Source organism: Pseudomonas sp. TSO6 (assembly GCF_056098905.1).
Map to the genome: position 1 here is coordinate 214593 of NZ_JBLZWV010000069.1, position 25378 is coordinate 239970.

The window sequence follows — 25378 nt, forward strand, 5'->3', positions numbered from 1 at the left end:
CTTTGCTAGCGGTGCAGCTCGACAGGCTCTGCTACGGGCTGGCCCTGCCCTGCGCGCGGCTTGCACCACAGCAGGTAGGACGCCACCAGGAACACCACCCATATCACGCCGACGATCAATGCCGCCTGGGTATCCGGGAAGTAACCGAGCACGCCAAAGATGAAGACCATGAACGCAATGGCCATAGCCGGGCCGTATGGCCAGAACGGTACCGGGAACTTGAGCTGGGCCACTTCTTCACGGCTCATGCTGCGGCGCATGGCCACTTGGGTGAGCAGGATCATCAACCACACCCACACGGTGGCGAAGGTGGCGATCGAAGCGATCAGCAGGAACACGTTCTCAGGGATCAGGTAGTTGAGCAGCACGCCAATCAGCAGCGCGGCGCCCATCACCACCACGGTCATCCATGGCACACCGTGTTTCGACAGATTGCCGAAACTGCGTGGCGCATGGCCTTGATGGGCCAGGCCATACATCATGCGGCCAGCACCGAAGATGTCACTGTTGATGGCCGAGATCGCAGCGGAAATCACCACCACGTTCAGCACTGCGGCGGCAGAGCCAATCCCCAGGTTGCTGAAAATCTGCACGAACGGGCTACCTTCGCTGCCGATCTGCGGCCACGGGTACAGGCACATCAGCACGAACAGGGTGAGCACATAGAACAGCAGGATGCGCAGGGGCACGGCGTTGATTGCCTTGGGGATGACCCGCTGCGGGTCCTTGGCTTCACCGGCAGTCACGCCAATGATCTCGATACCGCCGAAGGCGAACATCACCACGGCAAAGGAGGCGATCAGCCCGCCCACGCCATTGGGCATGAAGCCGCCATGGTCGAACAGGTTGCTCAGCCCTACGGCATGCCCGGTACCCACCTGGCTGAAGCCGAAGGCCATGATGCCGAGGCCGGCCAGGATCATCGCGACAATGGCGCCAACCTTGAGCAGCGACAGCCAGAACTCCATCTCGCCGAACACCTTGACGTTGCACAGGTTGAGGCCGCCGATCAGGAAGACGATGCCCAGCACCCAGATCCAGCGGGCCACTTCCGGGAACCAGAAGCCCATGTAGATACCGAAGGCGGTGACGTCGGCGATAGCGACAATGACCATCTCGAAGGCGTAGGTCCAGCCGAGGATGAAGCCGGCCATGGGGCCGAGGTAGGTACTGGCGTAGTGGCCGAAGGAGCCGGCCACCGGGTTGTGCACGGCCATTTCGCCGAGTGCGCGCATGACCATGAACACAGCGGCGCCGCCGATCAGGTAAGCCAGCAGCACGGCCGGGCCTGCCATCTGGATGGCTGAGGCGGAGCCGTAGAACAGCCCGGTTCCGATGGCGGAACCGAGGGCCATGAAACGGATGTGGCGGGCATTTAGCCCGCGCTTGAGACCTTGAGCTTGTTGCATGTCACGTCCTTAAATTGTTTTTGTGGTCGTGAGATCAGGGGGCTGGCATGCAGCCCTTTCGCAGCACAAGGCTGCTCCTACAAGGGAGCGCGTCGCTTTTGCAGGAGCAGCCTTGTGCTGCGAATGGGCCGCACAGCGGCCCCAGGGGGCATTACAGGCTTGGCAGCACACCTGCCGGCAGCAAACCGGTCAAACTACCCTTGGCCAACAGTTCCACAGCCTTTTCGATGTCCGGCGCGAAGAAACGGTCACGGTCGTAGTGCGCCACTTCGCTGCGCAGCGCCTGGCGTGCTTTCTCCAGCTTGGCCGAAGTCTTCAGGCCTTTGCGCAGGTCCAGGCCCTGGCATGCGCCCAGCCATTCGATGGCCAGCACGCCACGGGTGTTTTCGGCCATTTCCCACAGGCGCTTGCCGGCAGCCGGGGCCATCGATACGTGGTCTTCCTGGTTGGCCGAGGTCGGCAGGCTGTCGACGCTGTGCGGGTGCGACAGGGCCTTGTTCTCGCTGGCCAGGGCGGCAGCGGTGACCTGGGCGATCATGAAGCCGGAGTTGACCCCACCGTTTTCCACCAGGAACGGCGGCAGCTGGGACATGTGCTTGTCCATCATCAGCGAGATGCGGCGCTCGCTGAGCGAACCGATTTCGGCGATGGCCAGGGCCAGGTTGTCGGCGGCCATGGCCACCGGTTCTGCGTGGAAGTTGCCACCGGAAATCACGTCACCCTCGGCAGCGAACACCAGCGGGTTGTCCGACACGGCGTTGGCTTCGATGCCCAGCACCTCGGCAGCCTGACGCAGCTGGGTCAGGCACGCGCCCATGACCTGCGGCTGGCAGCGCAGCGAGTACGGGTCCTGGACCTTGTCGCAGTTCTTGTGCGACAGCGACACTTCGCTGGAATCGCCCAGCAGGTCGCGGAAACACGCGGCAGTGTCGATCTGGCCGCGCTGGCCACGCGCTTCGTGAATACGCGCATCGAACGGCGAACGCGAGCCCAGTACGGCTTCGACGCTCAGGCCGCCGCAGGCGATAGCCGCAGCGTACAAGTCTTCGGCATAGAACAGTCCACGCAGGGCATAGGCGGTGGACGCCTGGGTGCCGTTGAGCAGGGCCAGGCCCTCTTTGGCAGCCAGGGTCAGCGGTTCGAGGCCGGCAACCGCCAGGGCTTCGGTGGCCGACAGCCACTGGCCCTTGTAGCGGGCTTTGCCTTCGCCCAGCAGCACCAGCGACATGTGCGCCAGCGGCGCCAGGTCGCCGGAAGCACCCACCGAGCCTTTCAGCGGGATGTGCGGGTAGACTTCGGCGTTGACCAGGGCGATCAGCGCGTCGATGACTTTGCGGCGAATGCCGGAGAAGCCGCGGCTGAGGCTGTTGATTTTCAGCACCATGATCAACCGCACCAGGTCGTCATCCAGCGGCGCGCCAATGCCAGCGGCGTGGGACAGCACCAGCGAGCGCTGCAGGTTTTCCAGGTCGTGGCTGGCGATGCGGGTCGAAGCCAGCAGCCCGAAACCGGTGTTGATGCCGTAGGCAGTGCGGTCTTCGGCAATGATCTGCTCGACACAGGCGACGCTGGCGTCGATGGCCGGCGCGGCGCTGGCATCCAGTTGCAGGCGCACGGGCGCGGCATGGATCGCGCGCAGCTGGGCCAGGGTCAGGGTGCCGGGCTTGAGGGTGAGTTCGGTCACGTTACTACTCCAAATCGCGTGGAGCCGCAGGCCCGTTCGTGGGTGCCTGCGCGCTCCTTCTTGTTGTTCAGTATCACCCCTGGCGGGGTGCGATCCAAAGCGTGGCAATCAGCCAGTGATCATCGGCAGGTCCAGGCCCTGCTCCTTGGCGCAGTCGATGGCGATGTCATAACCGGCATCGGCGTGGCGCATGACGCCAGTCCCTGGGTCGTTGGTCAGTACACGGGCGATGCGCTCGGCGGCTTCATCGGTGCCGTCGCAGACGATGACCATGCCCGAGTGCTGAGAGAAGCCCATGCCCACGCCACCACCATGGTGCAGCGACACCCAGGTAGCGCCGCCTGCGGTGTTCAGCAGGGCGTTGAGCAGCGGCCAGTCGGACACAGCGTCCGAGCCATCACGCATGGCTTCGGTTTCGCGGTTGGGGCTGGAGACCGAACCCGAGTCCAGGTGGTCACGGCCGATCACCACCGGTGCCGACAGCTCGCCGCTGCGGACCATTTCGTTGAAGGCCAGGCCCAGCTTGGCGCGCAGGCCCAGGCCAACCCAGCAGATACGTGCCGGCAGGCCCTGGAAGCTGATGCGCTCGCGGGCCATGTCCAGCCAGCGGTGCAGGTGGGCGTCGTCGGGGATCAGTTCCTTGACCTTGGCGTCGGTCTTGTAGATGTCCTCGGCCTCGCCAGACAGCGCCGCCCAGCGGAACGGGCCTACGCCGCGGCAGAACAGCGGACGGATATAGGCAGGGACGAAGCCCGGGAAGTCGAAGGCACTGGCCACGCCCTCTTCCTTGGCCATCTGGCGGATGTTGTTGCCATAGTCGAAGGTCGGGACGCCCTGCTTCTGGAAGTCCAGCATGGCCTGCACGTGCACGGCCATCGACTGCTTGGCGGCCTTGACCACTGCAGCCGGTTCGGTCTGCGCGCGGTCGCGGTACTGCTCCCAGGTCCAGCCGGCAGGCAGGTAGCCGTTGAGCGGGTCGTGGGCGCTGGTCTGGTCGGTGACCATGTCCGGGCGCACGCCACGCTTGACCAGCTCTGGCAGGATTTCGGCAGCGTTGCCGTGCAGGGCGATGGAGATGGCCTTGCCTTCGGCGGTGTATTTGGCGATGCGCACCAGGGCGTCGTCGAGGTCGGTGGCCTGCTCGTCGACGTAGCGGGTTTCCAGACGGAAGTCGATGCGGCTCTGCTGGCATTCGATGTTCAGCGAGCAGGCGCCAGCCAGGGTAGCAGCCAGTGGCTGGGCGCCGCCCATGCCGCCGAGGCCTGCGGTGAGTACCCACTTGCCTTTCAGGCTGCCGCCGTAGTGCTGGCGACCGGCTTCGACGAAGGTTTCATAAGTGCCCTGGACGATGCCCTGGCTGCCGATGTAGATCCAGCTGCCGGCGGTCATCTGGCCGTACATGGCCAGGCCCTTGGCGTCCAGTTCGTTGAAGTGTTCCCAGTTGGCCCAGTGCGGCACCAGGTTGGAGTTGGCAATCAGCACGCGCGGGGCGTTGCTGTGGGTCTTGAACACGCCGACCGGCTTGCCCGACTGCACCAGCAGGGTTTCGTCGTCTTCCAGGCGGGTCAGGGTTTCGACGATCTTGTCGTAGCATTCCCAGTTGCGGGCGGCGCGGCCGATACCGCCGTACACCACCAGTTCTTTCGGGTTTTCCGCAACCTGTGGGTCGAGGTTGTTCATCAGCATGCGCAGTGGCGCTTCGGTCAGCCAGCTTTTGGCGGTCAGCTTGTTGCCACGTGGGGCACGGATTTCAACGTCACGGTATTTGTTGTTGTCGGTCACGGGAAAGGTCCTCTGCGGTCGTCCGCGGGCGGGTATGTCGTGGTCAATATACAAACACACCTTTACTTGTATGTACAAGCATGGACAACCAAAATAGTTGGACCTGTTGTTCCTGCTTTGATTTTTTTTTGGGGGGGGGGGTGAAGCGGGCTTCGGTCCGGCTCGAGTTTTGCGGCGGCGCGTAAATCGAGCGCCGCCCGCGCGGCGCATCGCGACGCAAGGCCGCTCCCACATTTGTTTCGGGCCAATTACTCCTGTGGGATTCGCGCGCGAGCCCTTGGCGCATGGCTCAATATCGCGTCGTACAAACAAGGCGGTCGCGCGCGCATGGCACAGGAGGGACTGGCCCGAAACAAATGTGGGAGCGGCCTTGCGTCGCGATGCGCCGCGCGGGCGGCGCTCGATCTCACAGGCGCATAAAATCTACACCCGAACCCTCAGCGCTCAACCAGCTCAATCAGGCAGCACCTTCCCTGCACGTCCAACCCCAGCAACTCATCGTTGCCCTCCAGCCGCAGGCAGTCATACAACCCCAACCGCTGCACCTCACGCCCCGCCATGGTCACTTCCACATGGCTGCTTGCAGCAAACAACAGCACCGTCGACGCCGAGCTGTACAAACGGCTCGTGCCATCGAACCACTGCAACCGGGCCCGGTACCGTTGCGGTGCATAGATCAGGTTGAAATCGCGGATCGCCCCACCCAGCAGCTTGCAGCTGACCTGGCTTTCGCCGCTGAAGGCAAAGGCATCGAATGGCAGCAACGGCCGGCTGGGCTGGCCATCGACCAACAGGCGCATGCCATCGCCCTGCAGCACGGTGATGATCCGCTGGTAACCGGCGAAGGTGGAAAAGCCGCCAGACTCTTCGATATCGGCAATCGACAGGCGCCAGCCAAAGCCGTCCAGGCCCTCTCCACTGTCGCGGGTGATCTCTTCGGTGAAACCGCCACCGTTCTTCCACGGCATGCGCGGGTAATCCTGTGCGCGCAACAACTGCAGCTGGCTCATTTGCTGAAACGTCCTTCCAGGCGATGACGGGAACCGGGGTGGATCAGCCGCGCCGCGGTTACCGGCTGGCGGCCGGACCAGGTACGACGGCGGATCAGCAGGCAAGGTTCGCCCCGCTCTATCTGCAGCAGGCGGCATTCTTCCGGCTCGGCCAGGATGGCTTCGACCACGTGTTCACCCTCGGTCAGCGGCGCTACCTGGGACAGGTAGGCATATGGCGTCTGCCGGGTGAAATCCTGCTTGAGGTAGTCGGGTGCGATAGCGGCGTTGACGTAGCGGTCCTCGATCTGCACCGGCACACCGTTCTCGAAATGCACGATCAGCGAGTGGAACACCCGCTGGCCTTCACGCATGTCCAGGGCCAGGGCCCGTTCGGAACCGGCTGCTTCCTCGGTGAGCGTGATTACCTGGCAGCTATGCTGATGGCCGCGTGCGGCAATTTCATCGGCAATGTTGTTGACTTCGAACAACGCCGAACGGCCCTTTGGCTCGGCTACGAACGTGCCGACCCCCTGCATGCGCACCAGCAGGCCGTCGGCCGTGAGTTCGCGCAGGGCACGGTTGATGGTCATGCGGCTGAAGCCCAGCTCGTTGACCAATTCACTCTCCGAGGGGACCCGGTGATGCGGCGGCCAGCTGCCGTTGTCGATCTGCTGGATGATCATCTGTTTGACCCGGGCATACAGCGGCGCCGGGCCCTCGCCCATCTGGGCAACCAGCGCGGAGACAGGAGGTGTCGGCACGGCGTTGGATCCTTGTGCATAGGGAATGAGCGGTAGCTTGCCGCAGTTTACCCGGCAGGCAAACGCCTGTATATGTATATACAAGTTAACAATAACAGGATTTGACCGATGTCCGCCTACTTCGCCGAACGCGCTCTGTTGCCTACGGGCTGGGCCAGCCATGTCCGTATCGAGGTCGCCAGCGATGGCCATGTGACCCGCATCGAGCCGGGCGCTTCGGCCGAAGGCGCCGAGCGCCTGGCCGGCCCGTTGCTACCCGGCATGCCCAACCTGCACTCGCATGCCTTCCAGCGCGCCATGGCGGGTTTGGCGGAAGTCGCCGGCAACCCCAACGACAGCTTCTGGACCTGGCGCGACCTGATGTACCGCCTGGTCGGGCAGATCACCCCGGAGCAGCTGCAGGTCATCGCCCGCCAGCTGTATATCGAAATGCTCAAGGCCGGCTACACCTCGGTGGCCGAATTCCATTACGTGCATCACGACCAGGCAGGCAAGGCCTACGCCGACCCGGCCGAGCTGTCCCGCCGCATCAGCGCGGCCGCTGCCGACAGTGGCATTGGCCTGACCTTGTTGCCGGTGTTGTACAGCTACGCCGGGTTTGGCGGGCAGGCACCGAACGACGGGCAGCGGCGCTTCATCAACTCCACCGAACAGTACCTGCAACTGCAAACGCAACTGGCCCCGCTACTGGCCGCGCAACCCGCTCAGCATCTGGGCCTGTGCTTCCACTCGCTGCGTGCGGTGACGCCGGGGCAGATTGCCGAAGTGCTGGCGGCCAGCGACAAGCAATGCCCGGTGCATATCCATATCGCCGAGCAGCAGAAGGAAGTGGACGACTGCCTGGGGTGGAGCGGCCTGCGCCCGCTGCAATGGTTGTACGAGCATGTGGAGGTGGACCGTCGCTGGTGCCTGGTGCATGCCACCCATGCCGAGCCGGATGAAGTCACCGCCATGGCCCGCAGTGGCGCGGTGGCCGGGTTGTGCCTGACCACCGAGGCCAACCTGGGCGACGGGATTTTCCCGGCGGTGGACTTCCTGGCCCAGGGCGGGCGTATGGGTATTGGCTCGGACAGCCATGTGTCGCTGAGCGTGGTGGAAGAACTGCGCTGGCTGGAATATGGCCAGCGGCTGCGTGACCAGCGACGCAACCGCTTGTACCGCGGCGATCAGCCGATGGTCGGGCGCACGCTGTACGACGCTGCGCTCGCGGGCGGTGCACAGGCACTGGGGCAAGCGGTCGGGGAACTGGCTGTGGGCAAGCGCGCCGACTGGCTGGTACTGGATGGACAAGACCCCTACATCGCCCTGGCGGATGGCGATGCCATTCTCAACCGCTGGCTGTTTGCTGGCGGGGATCGCCAAGTGCGCGATGTGATGGTGAACGGGCAATGGGTGGTGCGCCAGGGGCGGCATGCGCAGGAAGAGGAAAGCGCGCAGGCTTTTGCCGGGGTGTTGCGGCAGCTCTTGGGCTGACTGCTTGCCTGCTCCGGCCCTATCGCTGGCAAGCCAGCTCCCACAGGGCCAGCACAGTTATCGAGAACCGCGCCGCACCTGTGGGAGCTGGCTTGCCGGCGATGAGGCCAGCAAAGCCAACCTCAGTGCATCTTGACGATCTGCTGGTCCGAAGCCCGCCAGATCAGCCGGCTGGTGTCATACCCCTGCTGGCGTGCCTTGGCCAGCAGGTGCTCGCGCTCCCAGGCCGGCAGCGTCGGCGTGCGTGACAGTATCCACAGGTACTTGCGGTCCGGGCTGCCGACCACTGCCGTGCGGTAGCGATCGTCCACGTACAGAATCCAGTATTCGCCCCGAGCCACGCCAGGCACCAGCTTGGTGAACCAGTTATCGAACTCTACCCACAGTTTATCGGTGTGCCCGGGCTCTTGGATGCTTGCGTGCCCCTCGGCACGCAGCCACTCATCACCCATAGTGCGGCAGCGGTTGAGCACACCAAACGTGCCATCAGGCTTGAGGTTGTAGTGCGCCTCGGACTGCTCGCAGCCGGTCTGGTAGCGCATGGGCAGGCGCGCCAGTTCGAACCATTTGCCCTGGTAGCGCTTAAGGTCGACGTTGCCAGCGGTCTTCGGCGCCAGCGGGTCGTGTACGGAGCCCGCGCAACCACCCAGCAGCAACGCCAGGCATACCCCCATCAGCAGGTACAGACGCCTCATTTGAGGCCCTGCCCTGAATACATCAGCACCTTGTCAGCCGCGTACTGCACGCTGATGAAGCTCTTCTCGTCCCCCCAGGTGCAGCTGCTCATGCCCAGCGCGCCAGAGCACTCGGTCGGCGTACCGAGCAACTGCTCGACCTCGGCCTTGTTCATACCGGCCTTGATCTTGGAATAGTTTTCCTGATTGATCTTGCTGCAGGCAGTCAGGACGACGCACAGCGACAACAGGGCGAGGGAACGCAACGACATGAAGGACACTCCTGAAGAGGGGAAACAGGCGAGTGGCCTGCAGTGACCTTCGACGGGAAAATCCCTCCCAGGTTCCCTGCCCTACCCCCTTTGCACCTACACCATTGGTCGGATGGCCATTACTGTGCGATTAATCACAAAGCATTAATCACGCGCCAATAAAAAGGCCGCACCCTTTCAGGTGCGGCCTCGTGTCGCGACGGGCTGCGCAGCAGGCCCCGTGGGCTTCAGAATCTGGACCCGGGCTCCAGCAAAAAGTCCATCTCTTCGCTGGTGCTCGGCCGCTCCAGCACCAGGTTGCGGTGCGGGAAGCGCCCAAACCGGGCAATCACCCGCTGGTGCTGCTCGGCATAGTCAAGGAAGCCTTCGAAGAGCCGCCGGCTGGCTTCGGGCTGCTCGTCCAGCAACAACTGATAACGCTCGACACAGAGGTTCTGCCAGTCCAGCACCTCGGCATGCTCCAGCACCAGCAGCACGAACACACGCTGGATCGGCAGCAGCTGGTAGTCCCAGCCCTTCTGCAGGCCCTGCATGGCGACCACCTGGGCACGCCGGTCGCCTTCGAAGGCGCGCGGTGTGTCGCGATAGAGCATGCGCGGCAGCTGGTCCAGCAAGATCAGCAGGCCCAGCCAGCCCTGCGGGCTTTGCTGCCACTCTTCGAGCCCACCCGCCAGGGCGTGCTCGACCAGGTCGCCAAACAGCGCATGGGCATCGGCATCGTGATGCTTGCCGAACCACAGCGTGCTCTTCTCGTCAGCCACGGCCTGGGCACTGGTGCCCCAACCGAACCACCATTCCAGCAACGGCTGCCAAGGTGCGAGCATGACTTACTCCTTGTGGTAGGCGGTGACGCGCTCTACCTCTTCCTTCGAGCCAAGGATCACCGACACGCGCTGGTGCAGGCTTTCTGGCTTGATGTCGAGGATGCGATCGTAACCGTTGGTAGAGGCGCCGCCTGCCTGTTCGATGATGAACGACATCGGGTTGGCTTCGTACATCAGGCGCAGCTTGCCTGGCTTGCTTGGCTCGCGGGCGTCACGTGGGTACATGAACAGGCCGCCACGGGTCAGGATGCGGTGCACGTCGGCCACCATCGAGGCGATCCAGCGCATGTTGTAGTTCTTTTTCAGCGGACCGGTTTCGCCGGCCAGCAGTTCGCCCACGTAGCGTTGTACCGGGGCTTCCCAGTGACGCTGGTTGGACATGTTGATGGCGAACTCGGCGGTGGTAGCCGGTACCTGGATGTTTTCGTGGGTCAGGACGAAGCTGCCCAGTTCACGGTCCAGGGTGAAGCCCTTGACGCCGTTGCCCAGGGTCAGGATCAGCATGGTCTGCGGGCCGTAGATGGCGTAACCGGCGGCGACCTGCTCGGTGCCTGGCTGCAGGAAGGCTTCTTCGTTCAGGCTTTCGTTCTGGCTCAGGTACTGGTTAGGGCAACGCAGCACCGAGAAGATGGTGCCGACCGAGACGTTGACGTCGATGTTCGACGAACCGTCCAGTGGGTCGAAGACCAACAGGTACGCGCCTTTCGGGTACTTGCCCGGGATCTGGTAGGCGTTGTCCATTTCTTCGGAAGCCATGCCGGCCAGGTGGCCGCCCCATTCGTTGGCTTCCAGCAGGATATCGTTGGAAATCACGTCCAGCTTCTTCTGGACTTCGCCCTGCACGTTTTCAGTGCCCATGCTGCCCAGCACGCCGCCGAGGGCGCCCTTGGACACGTGATGGCTGATTTCCTTGCACGCACGCGCCACCACTTCGATCAGGAAGCGCAGATCGGCAGGGGTATTGTTGCTGCGGGTCTGCTCAATCAGATAGCGACTCAGGGTAACGCGGGACATGTATGGCTCCGAAAGGATTGGGGGAGTAAAAACCCCCGCAGTTTACAGGGAGAGTGGCGGGCTAGCGAGCAATGAGACTCGCCACGGCTCTCAGACGGCACAATAGGTCGCTAGTTCAGCCTTCGCCAGGCCGGTGGTCGGTTCGAGCCATACCAGACCAGGCAGCCTGTACGCGCTTTGTGGGAGCGGCCTTGTGTCGCGATTGGGCCGCCAAGCGGCCCCAGGATTTCAGCCGCATAGCCGAGAATCTGGGGCTGCCATGCAGCCCTATCGCGACACAAGGCCGCTCCCACAAAGACCGCGCTCGCCTCTCAGTCGAGTGCCTTCCAGATCTCGGTGGCATATTCGCGAATGGTGCGGTCCGACGAGAACCAGCCCATCCGTGCCGTGTTCAACACGGCCATGCGCCACCACTCCTGCGGCGTGTGCCACAGTTCCTCGACCCGCCGCTGGGCATCCCAGTAGGCATCGAAGTCGGCACACACCAGGAAGCGGTCGTAGGCCACCAGCCCGTCGATCAACCCGGCGTAGCGTGAAGGGTCGTCTGGCGAGAACACACCGCTGCGAATGGCCTGCAGCACGTCGCTCAAGCGGTTGGAAGCGGCAATAGCGGCATTGGCACCAAAGTCACCGGCACGCTTGCGCGCCTCGACCTGCTGCGCGGACAGGCCGAAGATGAACATGTTGTCGGCGCCTACCTGTTCGCACATTTCCACGTTGGCACCGTCCAGGGTGCCGATGGTCAGCGCACCGTTCAGGCCGAACTTCATGTTGCTGGTACCGGAGGCTTCATAACCGGCCGTGGAAATCTGCTCGGAAAGGTCTGCCGCCGGGATGATGCTTTCAGCCAGGCTGACGTTGTAGTTGGGCAGGAACACCACCTTGAGCAGGCCGCGCACGGTCGGGTCGTTGTTCACCACCCGGGCGATGTCGTTGGCCAGCTTGATGATCAGCTTGGCCTGGTGGTAGCTGGCCGCAGCCTTGCCGGCAAAGATCTTCACCCGCGGCACCCAGTTGGTGCCAGGGTCGTTGCGTATGGCCTGGTACAGCGCCACGGTGTGCAGCAGGTTGAGCAACTGGCGCTTGTACTCGTGGATCCGCTTGACCTGCACATCGAACATCGCTTCCGGGTTCACCGTGACACCAATGCGGTCCTGGATGATGCTGGCCAGGGCGCGCTTGCTGTGCAGGCGCTGAGCGGCGAACTGCTTGCGGAAGCCCGCCTTGTCAGCAAATGGCACAAGGCCAGCCAGAAGCCCTTCAGGGTCGTCCTTGAGCCCCGGCCCGAGCGCTTCGACCAGCATCTCGGTCAGCAGTGGGTTGGACTGGTACAGCCAGCGGCGGAAGGTAATGCCGTTGGTCTTGTTGTTGATTCGTTGCGGGTAGAGCTTGTGCAACTCGGAGAACACAGTGCTCTTCATCAGCTTGCTGTGCAGCGCCGACACGCCGTTGACGCTGTGCGAGCCGAGGAACGCCAGGTTACCCATGCGCACCCGGCGGCCGTTGTCTTCCTCGATCAGCGACACCGCGCGCAGCACGTCGAAATCGTGCATGCCTTTGGCCCGCAATGCGTCGATATGGTAGGCGTTGATCAGGTAGATGATCTGCATGTGCCGCGGCAGCATGCGCTCCATCAGGGCTACCGGCCAGGTTTCCAGGGCTTCGGGCAGCAGGGTGTGGTTGGTGTAGGCGAGCGTGCCAACGGTCAGCTCCCAGGCCTTGTCCCACGGCACCTCGTGCTGGTCCACCAGCAGCCGCATCAGCTCTGCCACGGCAATCGACGGGTGCGTGTCGTTGAGCTGGATGGCGGCTGCGTCGGGCAGGTTGAGCAAGTCCTTGTGCATGTTCAGGTGCCGGCGCAGCAAATCCTGCAACGAAGCCGACACAAAGAAGTACTCCTGGCGCAGGCGCAGTTCCTGCCCGGCCTCGGTGCTGTCGGCCGGGTACAGCACGCGGGAAATACTCTCGGCCCGCGCCACTTCGGCCACCGCCCCCAGGTGGTCACCGGCATTGAAGCGCTCCAGGTGCAGCTCTTCCAGCGCCCGCGCACGCCACAGGCGCAAGGTATTGACGCTGGACCCACGCCAGCCCACCACGGGCGTGTCGTAGGCCACCGCCCGCACCGTTTCGCCAGGCGACCAGACCTGGCGCTGGGTACCACTGGCGTCGTTCACGGTTTCGACACTACCGCCGAAGCTGATCGGGTAGATCACCTCGGCACGCTCGAACTCCCAAGGGTTACCGAAGTCCAGCCAGTTTTCGGTCTGTTCCTGCTGCCAGCCATCGACCACGGCCTGCCGGAACAACCCATGCTCGTAGCGGATGCCGTAACCATGGGCAGCGATGCCCAGGGTGGACATGCTTTCCATGAAGCACGCCGCCAGCCGTCCGAGGCCACCATTACCCAGCGCGGCGTCGGGCTCGAGCAGGCGGATACGCTCCAGGTCCACATCCAGCCCTTGCAGCGCATCACGGGCGATGTCCAGCAGCCCAAGGTTGCTCAGGCTGTCGTACAGCAAACGCCCGATGAGGAACTCGAGGGAAAGGTAATAGACCCGCTTCTGGCTACGGCGGTAGGCCAGACGGGTATGGTCCATCCAGTGGTCGACCATGTGATCGCGAGCGGCCAGGGCAATGGCTTCGAACCAGTCGTGGTCGAACGCATGCTCCGGGTCCTTGCCGACCGCGTAGGTCAGCTTGTTCAGTACAGCGGCGCGGAATTCGGCCACCTCGGCGTCACGTGCTTCGGGTTCCTGGGACATGCGGCATCCTCTGGCAAGTTGACGAAAGCGGAGGGAGATTGATGAGACTAGCCCCTTCGACAGGGAGTGACAGTTACTGTTCGCAGTTTTCATGCCCACTTTGCCAATCCGGCAAAAGGTTGTTCATAAATTGAACAATTCCGGTATGATCGCGCGCCCCAAGACCGTGATCCACCCTATAAAGATGAAAACGACCCTGATCGCCGCGGCCGAAGTCGACCGCCTGGAGACCTGGCAGCGCTATACCAGCAACATGTGCCATGGCTGCCATTCGACCTGCTGCACCCTGCCGGTGGAGGTGAAGATCAAGGATCTGATCCGCATCGGCGTGGTAGACGAGTTCGAGAAAGACGAGCCGCCGAAGAACGTGGCCAAGCGCCTGCAAAAAGAAGGCATCATCGAGCGCTTCAACCAGAAGTCGGGAATCTTCACCCTGACCCGGATGAGCAACGATGACTGCATGTACCTGGATCGTAAGAGCCGGCTGTGCACCATTTATGACAAGCGCCCGGATACCTGCCGCAACCACCCCAAGGTCGGGCCGCGGCCAGGGTATTGCGCCTATAAGCCCAAGGTAGTCGGGCGCTGATCGTCAGCCTTCAAGGGCCTCTTCGCGGGCTTGCCCGCGCCCACAGGTTCTTCACAACATTCAGAACCTGTGCAGCACCTGTGGGAGCGGGCAAGCCCGCGAAGGGGCCAACGCAAATCCTGAAGGCATAAAAAAACGCCCCCGGCCTTTCGACCGGGGGCGTTTTCATTCAGCCAAAGCTAACTTAGCTGTTTTTGGCTTTCTTGGCAGCGCGGGTACGCTCGCTTTCGTCCAGGATCTTCTTGCGAAGACGGATGGACTTCGGCGTTACTTCGCACAGCTCGTCTTCCTGGATGTATTCCAGAGCCTGTTCCAGAGTGAAGCGAACTGGCGGAACCAGAGCGATGACTTCGTCTTTACCCGAAGCACGCATGTTGTCGAGCTTCTTGCCCTTGGTAGGGTTGACGCCCAGGTCGTTGTCGCGGCTGTTCTGGCCGATGATCTGACCGTTGTAGATCTCCTGACCGTGCTCGACAAACAGCTTGCCACGCGCCTGCAGGGTTTCCAGCGAGTAGGTCAGCGCCTTGCCGGTTTCGACCGAAACCAGTACACCGTTCTGACGGCCGGACATGTGACCGGACTTCACCGCGTCGTAGCGGTCGAAGATCGAGGTCAGGATGCCTGCACCGTTGGTCAGGGTCAGGAACTGGTTACGGAAACCGATCAGACCACGCGCCGGGATGTTGTATTCCAGGCGTACACGGCCCTTGCCATCCGGCACCATGTTGGTCAGGTCGCCTTTACGCAGACCCATTTCTTCCATCACCTTGCCCTGGGCTTCTTCAGGGATGTCGATGGTGACGTTTTCGAACGGCTCTTGCTTGACGCCGTCTACTTCACGAATGATCACTTCCGGGCGGCCCAGGGCCAGCTCGAAGCCTTCGCGACGCATGGTTTCGATCAGTACCGACAGGTGCAGTTCGCCACGGCCCGAGACCTTGAACTTGTCTGGGGAATCGGTTTCTTCAACGCGCAGGGCAACGTTGTACAGCAGCTCTTTGTCCAGACGGTCCTTGATGTTACGGCTGGTGACGAACTTGCCTTCCTTGCCGCAGAACGGCGAGTCGTTGACCTGGAAGGTCATCGAAACGGTTGGCTCGTCAACGGTCAGCGGCTTCATCGCCTCAACGGCAGTCGGGTCGCACAGGGTGTCGGAGATGAAAAGCTCGTCGAAACCGCTGATGCAGACGATGTCGCCAGCCTGGGCTTCTTCAACGTCAACGCGGTGCAGGCCGTGGTGGCCCATCAGCTTGAGGATACGGCCGTTACGCTTCTTGCCGTCAGCGTCGATGGCAACAACCGGGGTGTTCGGCTTGATGCGACCACGGGCAATACGGCCAACGCCGATAACACCCAGGAAGCTGTTGTAGTCCAGTGCGGAGATCTGCATCTGGAACGGGCCGTCACGGTCAACAGCTGGCGCTGGAACGTGGTCGATGACAGCCTGGTACAGGGCAGTCATGTCTTCGCCCATTTCGGTGTGGTCCAGACCGGCAATGCCGTTCAGGGCCGAGGCGTAGACCACTTTGAAGTCCAGCTGCTCGTCGGTAGCGCCGAGGTTGTCGAACAGGTCGAAGATCTGGTCCAGAACCCAGTCAGGGCGTGCGCCCGGACGGTCAACCTTGTTGATCACGACGATTGGCTTCAGGCCGGCTTCGAAGGCCTTCTTGGTCACGAAGCGGGTTTGCGGCATAGGGCCGTCTTGAGCGTCGACCAGCAGCAGCACGGAGTCGACCATCGACATTACACGCTCAACCTCGCCACCGAAGTCGGCGTGGCCGGGGGTGTCGACGATGTTGATGTGGTAGCCGTTCCAGTTGATGGCGGTGTTTTTCGCCAGAATGGTAATACCGCGCTCTTTTTCCTGGTCGTTGGAGTCCATGACGCGCTCGTCGTTGAGCTCGTTACGCTCCAGAGTGCCGGACTGACGCAGGAGTTTGTCGACCAGGGTGGTTTTACCATGGTCAACGTGGGCGATGATGGCGATGTTACGCAGATTTTCGATCACAAGTGTATCTCGATCAGAGGATTCGGTTGCCGCCAGTGTAGGCGGCCAATATGTACTGTTTAAGGCTCAGCGGGCCCGGCGGTCGGGAGGGCGATGGCGGATACTGCCGCCAAACAGCCCCGGCGTCTTATGTCGGACGATAAACACGCACATTGGCATGTCCCTCACTGAGCAGATGGTGTGCGTGCAAACGGCTCATCACACCCTTGTCGCAATACAGCAAGTACTGGCGCGTCGGATCCAGATGCTTGAACTTGCTGTTGATGGCATAAAACGGCATGGCCTGGACTTCGATACCTTCCAGCACCAGGGGTTCGTCTTCCTGGGCATCGGGGTGACGAATGTCGATGACGATCTGGCCCGACAGTGCCTCGGCCACTTCCTCGATTTCGACATCCTTGCCCAGCTCGTCGATCACATGGTCGATGGAGATCAGCTTGGCGCGCTCCAGGGCGCGCTCCAGCACGGCCATGTCGAACTGCTTTTCTTCATGCTCCATGCGGTGGCGCTTGGCGTGAGTGGTCGGGTTTACCGAAATCACGCCGCAGTATTCTGGCATGTGCTTGGCGAAGTCGGCGGTGCCGATTTCGTTGGCCTGGTCGATGATGTCCTGCTTGTGGCTGGCCAGCAAAGGGCGCAGCACCAGCTTGTCGGTGGCCGAGTCGATGATCGACAGGTTCGGCAGCGTCTGGCTGGACACCTGGGAAATGGCCTCGCCAGTTACCAGGGCGTCGATCTCCAGGCGGTCAGCCATGTGCGCGGCGCCGCGCAGCATCATGCGCTTGAGGGTCACGCCCATGTAGCTGTTGTCGACCTTGTTGAGGATCTCGCCGACCACTTCTTCGAACGGCACGCTGATGAACAGCACGCGCTGGCTGCTGCCGTACTTCTTCCACAGGTAGTGGGCCACTTCCATCACACCCAGCTCGTGGGCACGGCCGCCGAGGTTGAAGAAGCAGAAGTGGGTCATCAGGCCACGGCGCATCATCTGGTAGGCCGCCACGGTGGAGTCGAAGCCACCGGACATCAGCACCAGGGTCTGCTCCAGGGCGCCCAGCGGGTAGCCGCCGATGCCCTGGTGCTGGTTGTGGATCACGTACAGGCGCTGGTTGCGGATTTCGATGCGCACCAGCACTTCAGGCTTCTTCAGCTCGATGCCGGCGGCGCCACACTGCTGGCGCAGCTGGCTGCCGACGTAACGGTCGACGTCCATCGAGGTGAAGTCATGGTGGCCACCGCGCTTGCAGCGCACGGCGAAGTGCTTGCCGGCCAGCAGGTGGCCGAAGTGGTGCTTGCACTTGGCAACGATGTCGTCGAAGTCACCCAGCGGGTATTCCTCAACCTGCAGGAAGTGGGTGATACCCGGTGTGCAGGTGAGGCGCTCGATGATCTCGCGCTGGACCTTTTCGTCCTCGATGCGGGTGACCACTTCGAGATTGTCCCAGACACCATCGACCGCGAGCTCAGGATCGAGGTCCTTGAGCACGTTGCGGATGTTCTTGGCGAGCTGGCGGATGAAGCGCTTGCGCACCGGCCGGCTCTTGATGGTGATTTCTGGGAAGACTTTGACGATAAGTTTCATTGGTTAACAGCGCGCGCAGGGCCTGCCGAAAATGTGGGGCGCGAATTATAGCGGAAACTGCTCAGGATTTGACCAACTTTTGTACAGAAGGTTGGATTTATATTGCCTGTACTGGCCTCATCGCCGGCAAGCCAGCTCCCACAGGACTTTGGCAGGCCTCAAGACCTGCGCCCTCTCTGTGGGAGCCGGCTTGCCGGCGATGAGGCCCTTAAAGGAAGCACACAACCCAACCAATGCACCCTATTGGTGCGCTGATACCAAAAACCGCATCGTAAGGGTGCACTTTTCCCCGCCAACCCGCCGCCAAATGCCCGCAAACGCCTGCTTTTATCCCACCCTCGCCATTTTCGGGCACTGGCATGCAATTTGCTCCCTTGTGAGGCAGGTAAGCTTGGCCGACTATCCGCGCCCGGCAACACCCTTTTTCCAGGGCAGCGGCCCACCGCGCTCTAGACCCTCCGGAGGACAACATGTCGAAGTCGGTTCAACTCATCAAAGATCATGACGTCAAGTGGATTGATCTGCGTTTCACGGACACCAAAGGCATTCAGCACCACGTGACCATGCCGTCGCGTGATGCGCTGGACGAAGACTTCTTCGAAGTCGGCAAGATGTTCGACGGTTCCTCCATTGCTGGCTGGAAAGGCATCGAAGCTTCCGACATGATCCTGATGCCGGTTGACGACACTGCCGTCCTGGACCCGTTCACCGAAGAACCTACCCTGATCATCACCTGCGACATCGTCGACCCGTCGAGCATGCAGGGCTACGATCGCGACCCACGTGCGATCGCCAAGCGCGCCGAAGAGTACCTGAAGAGCACCGGCATCGGTGACACCGTATTCGCAGGCCCGGAGCCAGAGTTCTTCATCTTCGACGAAGTGAAGTTCCACTCGGACATCTCCGGTTCGATGTTCAAGATCTTCTCCGAGCAAGGCTCGTGGATGACCGGCGCTGACGTGGAAGGCGGCAACAAAGGCCACCGTCCAGGCGTGAAAGGCGGCTACTTCCCGGTTCCGCCGTTCGACCACGACCACGAAATCCGTACTGCCATGTGCAACGCGCTGGAAGAAATGGGCCAGACCGTTGAAGTTCACCACCACGAAGTGGCGACTGCCGGCCAGAACGAAATCGGCGTCAAGTTCAACACCCTGGTGAAAAAAGCTGACGAAGTACAGGCCCTGAAATACGTCGTGCACAACGTTGCCGACGCTTACGGCCGTACCGCTACCTTCATGCCGAAGCCACTGTACGGCGACAACGGCTCGGGCATGCACGTGCACATGTCGATCTGGAAAGACGGCAAGAACACCTTCTCGGGTGAAGGCTATGCCGGCCTGTCCGACACCGCCCTGTACTTCATCGGCGGTATCATCAAGCACGGTAAGGCCCTGAACGGCTTCACCAACCCGTCGACCAACTCCTACAAGCGTCTGGTCCCAGGTTTCGAAGCCCCGGTAATGCTGGCCTACTCGGCTCGCAACCGTTCCGCCTCGATCCGTATTCCTTACGTCGGCAGCCCGAAAGCCCGCCGTATCGAAGCACGCTTCCCGGACCCATCGGCCAACCCGTACCTGGCCTTCGCGGCCCTGCTGATGGCTGGCCTGGACGGCATCCAGAACAAGATCCACCCAGGCGATGCTGCCGACAAGAACCTGTACGACCTGCCACCAGAAGAGGCCAAGGACATTCCGCAAGTGTGCGGCAGCCTGAAAGAAGCCCTGGAAGAGCTGGACAAAGGCCGTGCGTTCCTGACCAAGGGCGGCGTGTTCTCTGATGATTTCATCGATGCCTTCATCGAGCTGAAGTCGGAAGAAGAGATCAAGGTCCGTACCTTCGTGCACCCGCTGGAATACGAGCTGTACTACAGCTGCTGATCTGATCGGCGCCTCGCGCCGGTGAAATCACCGAAAACGGCCTTCTTCTGAAGGCCGTTTTTGTTTTTGCGATCGTCCGAATCGGAAGCGTCCTACAAGCAGAACGGGCCACCTAACCCACAATCAGGTCTCCAGGCATAAGGAGATCACCATGCAACGCACCACCCTCGCGCTCGTCATCACATTCAGCCTTCTCGGCTGCCAGGCATCATCACCTTCTGAACCAGAATTTCAGCCCTTGCTGACCATTATCGAGCAGCGCCTGGACCTGGCCACCTCGGTCGCGGTGCACAAATGGGACAATCACCTGCCCGTGGAAGCCCCCGAACGAGAGCGACAGGTGCTGGTGGGTGTCCAGGAGATGGCACCCGACTACGACCTGAGCCCTGAACGCGCCGCTGCTTTCTTCGCCGACCAGATCGAAGCCAACAAGCTCATCCAGTACACCCTGCGCGACCGCTGGACAATGCTTGGGCAACGACCGGCCGCTGCACCGCTCGACCTCGCCAACCAGATTCGGCCCCGCCTGGACAAACTCCAGGCGACGCTACTACTCGAACTGGCCCGATTCGACCGGCAGCACAATCAGGACTGCACGCAAAAACTCACTCACGCCTTGGCGCGACTCACCAACGACACTTTACGCCATCAGGCGCTGGTGCGCGCCACCACGCAATTGTGTGTAGAACGCTAGTCGCACAGATGCTCTATATTGGTGCATGACGCCCTCCATTACGCCGCTGACCACCCCAAAACAGGTCAAGTGAAACGGTAAATCAGCAGATTCTGATCCGAATAAGCGCAATAAAAGGTCTTTATCAAGGAATCCCGCTTCTTTTCGGAGCTTTGGTTTGTTTCTTGCATTTTCCAAGCACCAGCGGATCCATAGCGCGCTCGTCCTTGGCCCGACCAATGACCAGCCAGCGCCAAAAGAGGTCAACGACGCCTTATGACCATCAGCGATGCACAGCACCGTCTGCTTCTGGACAACCTGACCACCGCCACGTTGCTGCTCAACGCCGAGCTGCGCCTGGAGTACATGAACCCGGCCGCGGAAATGCTGCTGGCCGTCAGTGGTCAACGTAGCCATGGGCAGTTCATCAGCGAGCTGTTTACCGAATCGACCGAGGCCCTCAGCTCGTTGCGCCAGGCGGTCGAGCAGGCGCACCCGTTCACCAAGCGTGAAGCGCAGCTCACCTCGCTGACCGGGCAGACCATTACCGTCGACTACGCGGTAACCCCCATCCTCAACCAGGGCCAGACCCTGTTGTTGCTGGAGGTGCACCCGCGCGACCGGCTGCTGCGCATCACCAAGGAAGAGGCCCAGCTGAGCAAGCAGGAAACCACCAAGATGCTGGTGCGCGGCCTGGCCCACGAAATCAAGAACCCCCTCGGCGGCATTCGCGGCGCAGCCCAGTTGCTGGCCCGCGAGCTACCCGAGGAAGGCCTGCGCGACTACACCAATGTGATCATCGAAGAGGCCGACCGCCTGCGCAACCTGGTCGACCGCATGCTCGGTTCGAACAAGCTGCCGTCGCTGGCCATGACCAACATCCACGAAGTGCTGGAGCGGGTCTGCAGCCTGGTCGATGCCGAAAGCCAGGGTTGCATCACTTTGGTGCGCGATTACGACCCAAGCCTGCCGGACGTGCTGATCGACCGCGAGCAGATGATCCAGGCCGTACTCAACATCGTGCGCAATGCCATGCAGGCGATCAGTTCGCAGAACGAACTGCGCCTGGGCCGCATCACCCTGCGCAGCCGCGCCTTGCGCCAGTTCACCATCGGCCATGTACGCCACCGCCTGGTCGCGCGGGTGGAGATCATCGATAACGGCCCGGGCATTCCGCCGGAACTGCAAGACACCCTCTTCTATCCCATGGTCAGCGGCCGCCCGGACGGTACCGGGCTGGGCCTGGCCATTACCCAGAACATCATCAGCCAGCACCAGGGCCTGATCGAGTGTGAAAGCCACGCAGGCCACACCGCCTTCTCGATCTACCTGCCCCTGGAACAAGGAGCCACCGCCTCATGAGCCGAAGTGAAACCGTATGGATCGTCGACGATGATCGCTCCATCCGCTGGGTCCTGGAAAAAGCCCTGCAACAAGAAGGCATGACCACCCAGAGCTTCGACAGCGCAGATGGCGTAATGGGCCGCCTGGCACGCCAGCAGCCGGACGTGATCATTTCCGATATCCGCATGCCGGGCGCCAGCGGCCTCGACCTGCTGGCACAGATCCGCGAGCACCACCCGCGCCTGCCGGTCATCATCATGACCGCCCATTCCGACCTCGACAGCGCCGTGGCGTCGTACCAGGGCGGTGCTTTCGAGTACCTGCCCAAGCCGTTCGATGTGGACGAAGCCGTCTCGCTGGTCAAGCGCGCCAACCAGCACGCCCAGGAGCAACAAGGCCTGGATGTGCCGCAGAACCTGGCGCGCACACCTGAAATCATCGGCGAAGCCCCGGCGATGCAGGAGGTGTTCCGCGCCATCGGCCGCCTCAGCCATTCCAACATCACCGTACTGATCAACGGCGAGTCCGGTACCGGCAAAGAGCTGGTCGCCCACGCCTTGCACCGTCACAGCCCGCGTGCAGCGTCGCCGTTCATTGCCCTGAACATGGCGGCCATCCCGAAGGATTTGATGGAGTCCGAGCTGTTCGGCCATGAGAAAGGTGCTTTCACCGGTGCTGCCAACCTGCGCCGGGGCCGCTTCGAACAGGCGGATGGCGGCACCTTGTTCCTCGACGAAATCGGTGACATGCCCGCCGACACCCAGACCCGCCTGCTGCGGGTGCTGGCCGATGGCGAGTTCTACCGCGTTGGCGGCCATGTGCCGGTCAAGGTCGACGTGCGCATCATCGCTGCGACCCACCAGAACCTGGAGTCGCTGGTGCAGGCGGGCAAGTTCCGTGAGGACTTGTTCCACCGCCTGAACGTGATCCGCATCCACATTCCGCGGCTGGCTGACCGCCGCGAGGACATCCCTGCCCTCGCCCGCCACTTCCTCGCCCGCGCCGCGCAAGAGCTGGCAGTCGAGCCGAAGATCCTCAAGCCGGAAACCGAAGAGTTCATCCGCAACCTGCCGTGGCCAGGCAACGTGCGGCAGATGGAAAACACCTGCCGCTGGATCACTGTGATGGCCTCCAGCCGCGAGGTGCTGATCGGCGACCTGCCGCCCGAGCTGCTGAACCTGCCACAGGATGCCGCACCGGTCACCAACTGGGAGCAGGCCCTGCGCCAGTGGGCCGACCAGGCGCTGGCACGCGGGCAGTCGAACCTGCTGGACAGCGCGGTGCCGAGTTTTGAACGGATCATGATCGAGACGGCGCTCAAGCACACCGCAGGACGGCGCCGGGATGCGGCGCTGTTGCTGGGTTGGGGGCGTAATACCCTTACGCGCAAAATCAAGGAGCTGGGCATGAATGTGGCGGGTGGGGATGACGAGGAAGGTGACGAGCAATGACTTATCTGTAAACCCGTAATCTCCCGGGGCTGCTTTGCAGCCCTTTCGCGGCACAAGGCCGCTCCTACAGGGGTTTGCGTTCTCCTGTAGGAGCGGCCTTGTGCCGCGAAAGGGCAGCAAAGCGGCCCCAGCTATTTCAGCCCCGATGCACCGATCCTGTGCCCAATGCACCTCCGGAAGGCACAAATCCCCTCAAAACCCGGCCAAATCCCCCTCAAAGCCCAACATTCACGGGCTTTGCAAAATTGGCACGCCCCCTGCAATAGCTAATACATACCCAGTTTCGGGGGCCCTGGTACAGGCAGGCCGGGTGAACCCCTCTTTTATTCGCAGCACCGCCCGTTTTGGGGACCTCGGTACAGGCAGGCCGGGTCATCCCCCCTTTATACGCAGTAACCCCTTTTGGGGACCCTGGTACAGGCAGGCCGGGATATCCCCTCTTTTATTCGTGCAGTGTCACCTGCACCCGCCAACGCCCATCGTCCTCTGCACCGGCCCACTCGCCGTGCAGGGGACGCGCGGCAATCACCGTGAGCAACAAACCCTCATCACTCTTCTGCACCCGCCAACTGACCGGCTTGCCCTGCAGGCTCAATTGCCCTTGCTGGCTCTTGCCCTGGGCCTGGAACAGCAGCGCAACCGTACCTTCCACATTCTCGCCATGCAGCTTGGGTTCTTCGTTGAACCACAACGTCAGGCCATCCTGCATTACCTCCACCTGCTGGAGCTCACGCTCGTCGGGCGCGGTCAGGCGGCCAATCATCAGCCCTACCATCAAACCGACAATCGCCAGTGACAGCATTACCCGAGGGAAGGCCTTCGAACGCACGTCCGGTTCAGGAGTAGAATGCCCGTCATCTTCACGCTTGGAGCCGTGCATGTTTCACGTCATCCTTTTTCAACCAGAAATTCCGCCGAATACCGGCAACATCATTCGCCTGTGCGCCAACAGCGGCTGCGACCTGCACCTGATCGAACCCATCAGCTTCGAACTGGATGACAAGCGCCTGCGTCGCGCGGGGCTGGATTACCATGAGTATGCCACGCTCAAGCGCCATGAGAGCCTGGCCGGATGCCTGGAAAGCCTAGGTAATCCAAGGCTGTTCGCCTTTACCACCAAGGGCTCGCACCCGTTCCATGAAGTGGCCTATCAGCCGGGCGACGCCTTTCTGTTCGGGCCAGAAAGCCGCGGTTTGCCGGCCGAGGTGCTGGACAGCCTGCCGGCCGAACAACGCCTGCGCCTGCCGATGCGGCCGGGGTGCCGTAGCCTGAACCTGTCCAATACTGTGGCAGTGACAGTGTATGAGGCCTGGCGGCAGAACGGGTTTGCCGGTAGCTGATGGATTAGCAGGGCTTGCCCCGCGAAGAGGCCAGAGCAGGCAACAAAAAAGCGCCCCGAGAGGCGCTTTTTTGATACCGGCAGTGATTACTGCACAGTCGGCACTTCGCCCGCTTCCTGCATGCGCTGCATTTCTTGCGCGTACAGGGCGTCGAAGTTGACCGGCGACAGCATCAGGGCCGGGAACGAACCACGGGTCACCAGGCTGTCCAGGGTCTCGCGGGCGTACGGGAACAGGATATTCGGGCAGAACGCACCCAGGGTGTGGCTCATCGAAGCCGCATCCAGGTTGGCGATCAGGAAGATACCGGCCTGCTGCACTTCAGCAATGAAAGCCACTTCGTCACCGTTCTTGACGGTTACCGACAGGGTCAACACCACTTCGTGGAAGTCACCTTCCAGGGCTTTCTGCTTGGTGTTCAGGTCCAGCGCAACGCTCGGCTCCCAGGTCTGACGGAAGATCTGCGGGCTTTTCGGGGCCTCGAACGACAGGTCGCGCACATAGATGCGCTGCAGGGAGAACTGAGGGCTGTTGTCTTCTGCAGCAGCGCCGTTGGTCTGTTGGTCAGTCATGGCAGGTCCTTATCCTAATGTTTTTGAATGCAGTGCAAATCAGGCCGCCAGCAGCGCGTCGAGCTTGCCGGCGCGCTCCAGGGCATAAAGGTCATCGCATCCACCGACATGGGTGCTGCCGATCCAGATCTGCGGCACCGACGTACGGCCAGCCTTCTGGCTCATCTCGGCACGAACCTGCGGCTTGCCGTCGACCTTGATTTCCTCGAAGGCCACGCCCTTGCTCTCGAGCAGGTACTTGGCGCGCATGCAGTAGGGGCAGTAGTCGCTGGAATAGACGATGACGGGCTTCATA

22 protein-coding genes are annotated in these 25378 nt (G+C 62.0%); 7 read left to right on the forward strand and 15 right to left on the reverse strand.

Annotated features, from left to right (window positions below; translation table 11 throughout):
* Positions 1-5: 5 nt before the first annotated feature.
* From ACN6NG_RS27860 to hutC, 5 genes are all read right to left on the reverse strand, one after another.
* Positions 6-1409 (reverse strand): amino acid permease, encoded by a 1404-nt coding sequence (locus ACN6NG_RS27860; protein WP_306379750.1) that lies wholly within the window; start codon positions 1407-1409, stop codon positions 6-8.
* Between the two features lie 151 nt (positions 1410-1560).
* The gene (gene hutH, locus ACN6NG_RS27865) at positions 1561-3093 is read right to left on the reverse strand and encodes a histidine ammonia-lyase (RefSeq protein WP_016502005.1); all 1533 of its coding nucleotides are present in this window, start codon (positions 3091-3093) and stop codon (positions 1561-1563) included.
* A gap of 108 nt (positions 3094-3201) precedes the next feature.
* The gene (hutU, locus tag ACN6NG_RS27870) at positions 3202-4875 is read right to left on the reverse strand and encodes a urocanate hydratase (protein ID WP_474317257.1); all 1674 of its coding nucleotides are present in this window, start codon (positions 4873-4875) and stop codon (positions 3202-3204) included.
* 437 nt (positions 4876-5312) lie between these two features.
* A complete protein-coding gene (locus ACN6NG_RS27875) occupies positions 5313-5885 on the reverse strand; it encodes a HutD/Ves family protein (RefSeq protein ID WP_063423328.1) in 573 nt (190 codons plus the stop codon).
* On the reverse strand, positions 5882-6592 hold the full coding sequence (gene hutC / locus ACN6NG_RS27880) for a histidine utilization repressor (RefSeq protein WP_169725194.1): 711 nt from the start codon (positions 6590-6592) through the stop codon (positions 5882-5884). Before hutC ends, ACN6NG_RS27875 begins: the two co-directional genes overlap by 4 nt.
* Before the next feature lie 144 nt (positions 6593-6736).
* Between hutC and ACN6NG_RS27885 the strand changes: the two genes are divergently transcribed.
* Positions 6737-8101, forward strand: coding sequence for a formimidoylglutamate deiminase (locus ACN6NG_RS27885; protein ID WP_474317260.1), 1365 nt, complete (start codon positions 6737-6739; stop codon positions 8099-8101).
* A gap of 122 nt (positions 8102-8223) precedes the next feature.
* Here ACN6NG_RS27885 and ACN6NG_RS27890 read toward each other — a convergent pair whose 3' ends face one another.
* The 5 genes from ACN6NG_RS27890 to ACN6NG_RS27910 all read right to left on the reverse strand — a co-directional run bounded on the left by ACN6NG_RS27890 (position 8224) and on the right by ACN6NG_RS27910 (position 13647).
* The gene (locus ACN6NG_RS27890) at positions 8224-8796 is read right to left on the reverse strand and encodes a lipocalin family protein (protein WP_016489586.1); all 573 of its coding nucleotides are present in this window, start codon (positions 8794-8796) and stop codon (positions 8224-8226) included.
* Entirely contained in the window at positions 8793-9047 is a 255-nt protein-coding gene (gene bamE / locus ACN6NG_RS27895; protein WP_003249234.1) for an outer membrane protein assembly factor BamE domain-containing protein, read from the reverse strand. The genes ACN6NG_RS27890 and bamE overlap by 4 nt, the downstream gene beginning before the upstream one ends.
* A 227-nt stretch (positions 9048-9274) precedes the next feature.
* Positions 9275-9871, reverse strand: coding sequence for a DUF924 family protein (locus ACN6NG_RS27900; protein ID WP_016502011.1), 597 nt, complete (start codon positions 9869-9871; stop codon positions 9275-9277).
* A gap of 3 nt (positions 9872-9874) precedes the next feature.
* A complete protein-coding gene (locus tag ACN6NG_RS27905) occupies positions 9875-10885 on the reverse strand; it encodes a class 1 fructose-bisphosphatase (RefSeq protein ID WP_012274595.1) in 1011 nt (336 codons plus the stop codon).
* A 311-nt stretch (positions 10886-11196) separates the two neighbouring features.
* The gene (locus ACN6NG_RS27910) at positions 11197-13647 is read right to left on the reverse strand and encodes a glycogen/starch/alpha-glucan phosphorylase (RefSeq protein ID WP_063423326.1); all 2451 of its coding nucleotides are present in this window, start codon (positions 13645-13647) and stop codon (positions 11197-11199) included.
* A gap of 184 nt (positions 13648-13831) precedes the next feature.
* Here ACN6NG_RS27910 and ACN6NG_RS27915 point away from each other — a divergent pair, with 184 nt between their 5' ends.
* On the forward strand, positions 13832-14236 hold the full coding sequence (locus ACN6NG_RS27915; RefSeq protein WP_003249225.1) for a YkgJ family cysteine cluster protein: 405 nt from the start codon (positions 13832-13834) through the stop codon (positions 14234-14236).
* A 184-nt stretch (positions 14237-14420) separates the two neighbouring features.
* Here the strand turns inward: ACN6NG_RS27915 and typA are convergent, their stop codons facing one another.
* Positions 14421-16244: a translational GTPase TypA gene (typA, locus tag ACN6NG_RS27920; protein WP_016502013.1), complete on the reverse strand. Its 1824-nt coding sequence runs from the start codon at positions 16242-16244 to the stop codon at positions 14421-14423.
* Between the two features lie 127 nt (positions 16245-16371).
* The gene (gene thiI / locus ACN6NG_RS27925; RefSeq protein WP_016502014.1) at positions 16372-17826 is read right to left on the reverse strand and encodes a tRNA uracil 4-sulfurtransferase ThiI; all 1455 of its coding nucleotides are present in this window, start codon (positions 17824-17826) and stop codon (positions 16372-16374) included.
* Between the two features lie 470 nt (positions 17827-18296).
* On the opposite strand from thiI, the gene glnA reads away from it, so the two are divergent.
* From glnA to ntrC, 4 genes are all read left to right on the forward strand, one after another.
* On the forward strand, positions 18297-19703 hold the full coding sequence (glnA, locus tag ACN6NG_RS27930; protein WP_016489592.1) for a type I glutamate--ammonia ligase: 1407 nt from the start codon (positions 18297-18299) through the stop codon (positions 19701-19703).
* Between the two features lie 151 nt (positions 19704-19854).
* The gene (locus ACN6NG_RS27935; protein ID WP_063423325.1) at positions 19855-20397 is read left to right on the forward strand and encodes a chorismate mutase; all 543 of its coding nucleotides are present in this window, start codon (positions 19855-19857) and stop codon (positions 20395-20397) included.
* A gap of 255 nt (positions 20398-20652) precedes the next feature.
* Positions 20653-21738 (forward strand): nitrogen regulation protein NR(II), encoded by a 1086-nt coding sequence (glnL, locus tag ACN6NG_RS27940; protein ID WP_016489593.1) that lies wholly within the window; start codon positions 20653-20655, stop codon positions 21736-21738.
* Positions 21735-23171, forward strand: a complete 1437-nt coding sequence (ntrC, locus tag ACN6NG_RS27945) for a nitrogen regulation protein NR(I) (RefSeq protein ID WP_474317267.1) — start codon at positions 21735-21737, stop codon at positions 23169-23171. Before glnL ends, ntrC begins: the two co-directional genes overlap by 4 nt.
* A gap of 442 nt (positions 23172-23613) precedes the next feature.
* Here the strand turns inward: ntrC and ACN6NG_RS27950 are convergent, their stop codons facing one another.
* Positions 23614-24051 carry a hypothetical protein gene (locus ACN6NG_RS27950; protein ID WP_063423324.1) on the reverse strand — a complete coding sequence of 146 codons (438 nt, stop codon included), beginning with the start codon at positions 24049-24051 and terminating at the stop codon, positions 23614-23616.
* On the opposite strand from ACN6NG_RS27950, the gene trmL reads away from it, so the two are divergent.
* Positions 24050-24511: a tRNA (uridine(34)/cytosine(34)/5-carboxymethylaminomethyluridine(34)-2'-O)-methyltransferase TrmL gene (gene trmL, locus ACN6NG_RS27955; protein WP_013974580.1), complete on the forward strand. Its 462-nt coding sequence runs from the start codon at positions 24050-24052 to the stop codon at positions 24509-24511. The two genes, ACN6NG_RS27950 and trmL, sit on opposite strands and share 2 nt — an antisense overlap.
* Before the next feature lie 86 nt (positions 24512-24597).
* Here trmL and secB read toward each other — a convergent pair whose 3' ends face one another.
* Complete coding sequence (secB, locus tag ACN6NG_RS27960; protein ID WP_016489596.1) at positions 24598-25083, reverse strand: protein-export chaperone SecB; 486 nt, start codon at positions 25081-25083, stop codon at positions 24598-24600.
* Between the two features lie 39 nt (positions 25084-25122).
* Positions 25123-25377 carry a glutaredoxin 3 gene (grxC, locus tag ACN6NG_RS27965; RefSeq protein ID WP_003249204.1) on the reverse strand — a complete coding sequence of 85 codons (255 nt, stop codon included), beginning with the start codon at positions 25375-25377 and terminating at the stop codon, positions 25123-25125.
* Position 25378: the final 1 nt, after the last annotated feature.

Bases quoted from the DNA above. Each gene is read 5' to 3' on its own strand.
- trmL (WP_013974580.1), top strand. From the start codon at position 24,050: ATGTTTCACGTCATCCTTTTTCAACCAGAAATTCCGCCGAATACCGGC.
- ACN6NG_RS27885 (WP_474317260.1), top strand. From the start codon at position 6,737: ATGTCCGCCTACTTCGCCGAACGCGCTCTGTTGCCTACGGGCTGGGCC.
- ACN6NG_RS27905 (WP_012274595.1), bottom strand. From the start codon at position 10,885: ATGTCCCGCGTTACCCTGAGTCGCTATCTGATTGAGCAGACCCGCAGC.
- ACN6NG_RS27875 (WP_063423328.1), bottom strand. From the start codon at position 5,885: ATGAGCCAGCTGCAGTTGTTGCGCGCACAGGATTACCCGCGCATGCCG.
- grxC (WP_003249204.1), bottom strand. From the start codon at position 25,377: ATGAAGCCCGTCATCGTCTATTCCAGCGACTACTGCCCCTACTGCATG.
- thiI (WP_016502014.1), bottom strand. From the start codon at position 17,826: ATGAAACTTATCGTCAAAGTCTTCCCAGAAATCACCATCAAGAGCCGG.
- hutC (WP_169725194.1), bottom strand. From the start codon at position 6,592: ATGGGCGAGGGCCCGGCGCCGCTGTATGCCCGGGTCAAACAGATGATC.
- ACN6NG_RS27890 (WP_016489586.1), bottom strand. From the start codon at position 8,796: ATGAGGCGTCTGTACCTGCTGATGGGGGTATGCCTGGCGTTGCTGCTG.
- secB (WP_016489596.1), bottom strand. From the start codon at position 25,083: ATGACTGACCAACAGACCAACGGCGCTGCTGCAGAAGACAACAGCCCT.
- ntrC (WP_474317267.1), top strand. From the start codon at position 21,735: ATGAGCCGAAGTGAAACCGTATGGATCGTCGACGATGATCGCTCCATC.
- glnL (WP_016489593.1), top strand. From the start codon at position 20,653: ATGACCATCAGCGATGCACAGCACCGTCTGCTTCTGGACAACCTGACC.
- bamE (WP_003249234.1), bottom strand. From the start codon at position 9,047: ATGTCGTTGCGTTCCCTCGCCCTGTTGTCGCTGTGCGTCGTCCTGACT.
- ACN6NG_RS27950 (WP_063423324.1), bottom strand. From the start codon at position 24,051: ATGCACGGCTCCAAGCGTGAAGATGACGGGCATTCTACTCCTGAACCG.
- ACN6NG_RS27910 (WP_063423326.1), bottom strand. From the start codon at position 13,647: ATGTCCCAGGAACCCGAAGCACGTGACGCCGAGGTGGCCGAATTCCGC.
- ACN6NG_RS27935 (WP_063423325.1), top strand. From the start codon at position 19,855: ATGCAACGCACCACCCTCGCGCTCGTCATCACATTCAGCCTTCTCGGC.
- glnA (WP_016489592.1), top strand. From the start codon at position 18,297: ATGTCGAAGTCGGTTCAACTCATCAAAGATCATGACGTCAAGTGGATT.
- ACN6NG_RS27915 (WP_003249225.1), top strand. From the start codon at position 13,832: ATGAAAACGACCCTGATCGCCGCGGCCGAAGTCGACCGCCTGGAGACC.
- ACN6NG_RS27900 (WP_016502011.1), bottom strand. From the start codon at position 9,871: ATGCTCGCACCTTGGCAGCCGTTGCTGGAATGGTGGTTCGGTTGGGGC.
- ACN6NG_RS27860 (WP_306379750.1), bottom strand. From the start codon at position 1,409: ATGCAACAAGCTCAAGGTCTCAAGCGCGGGCTAAATGCCCGCCACATC.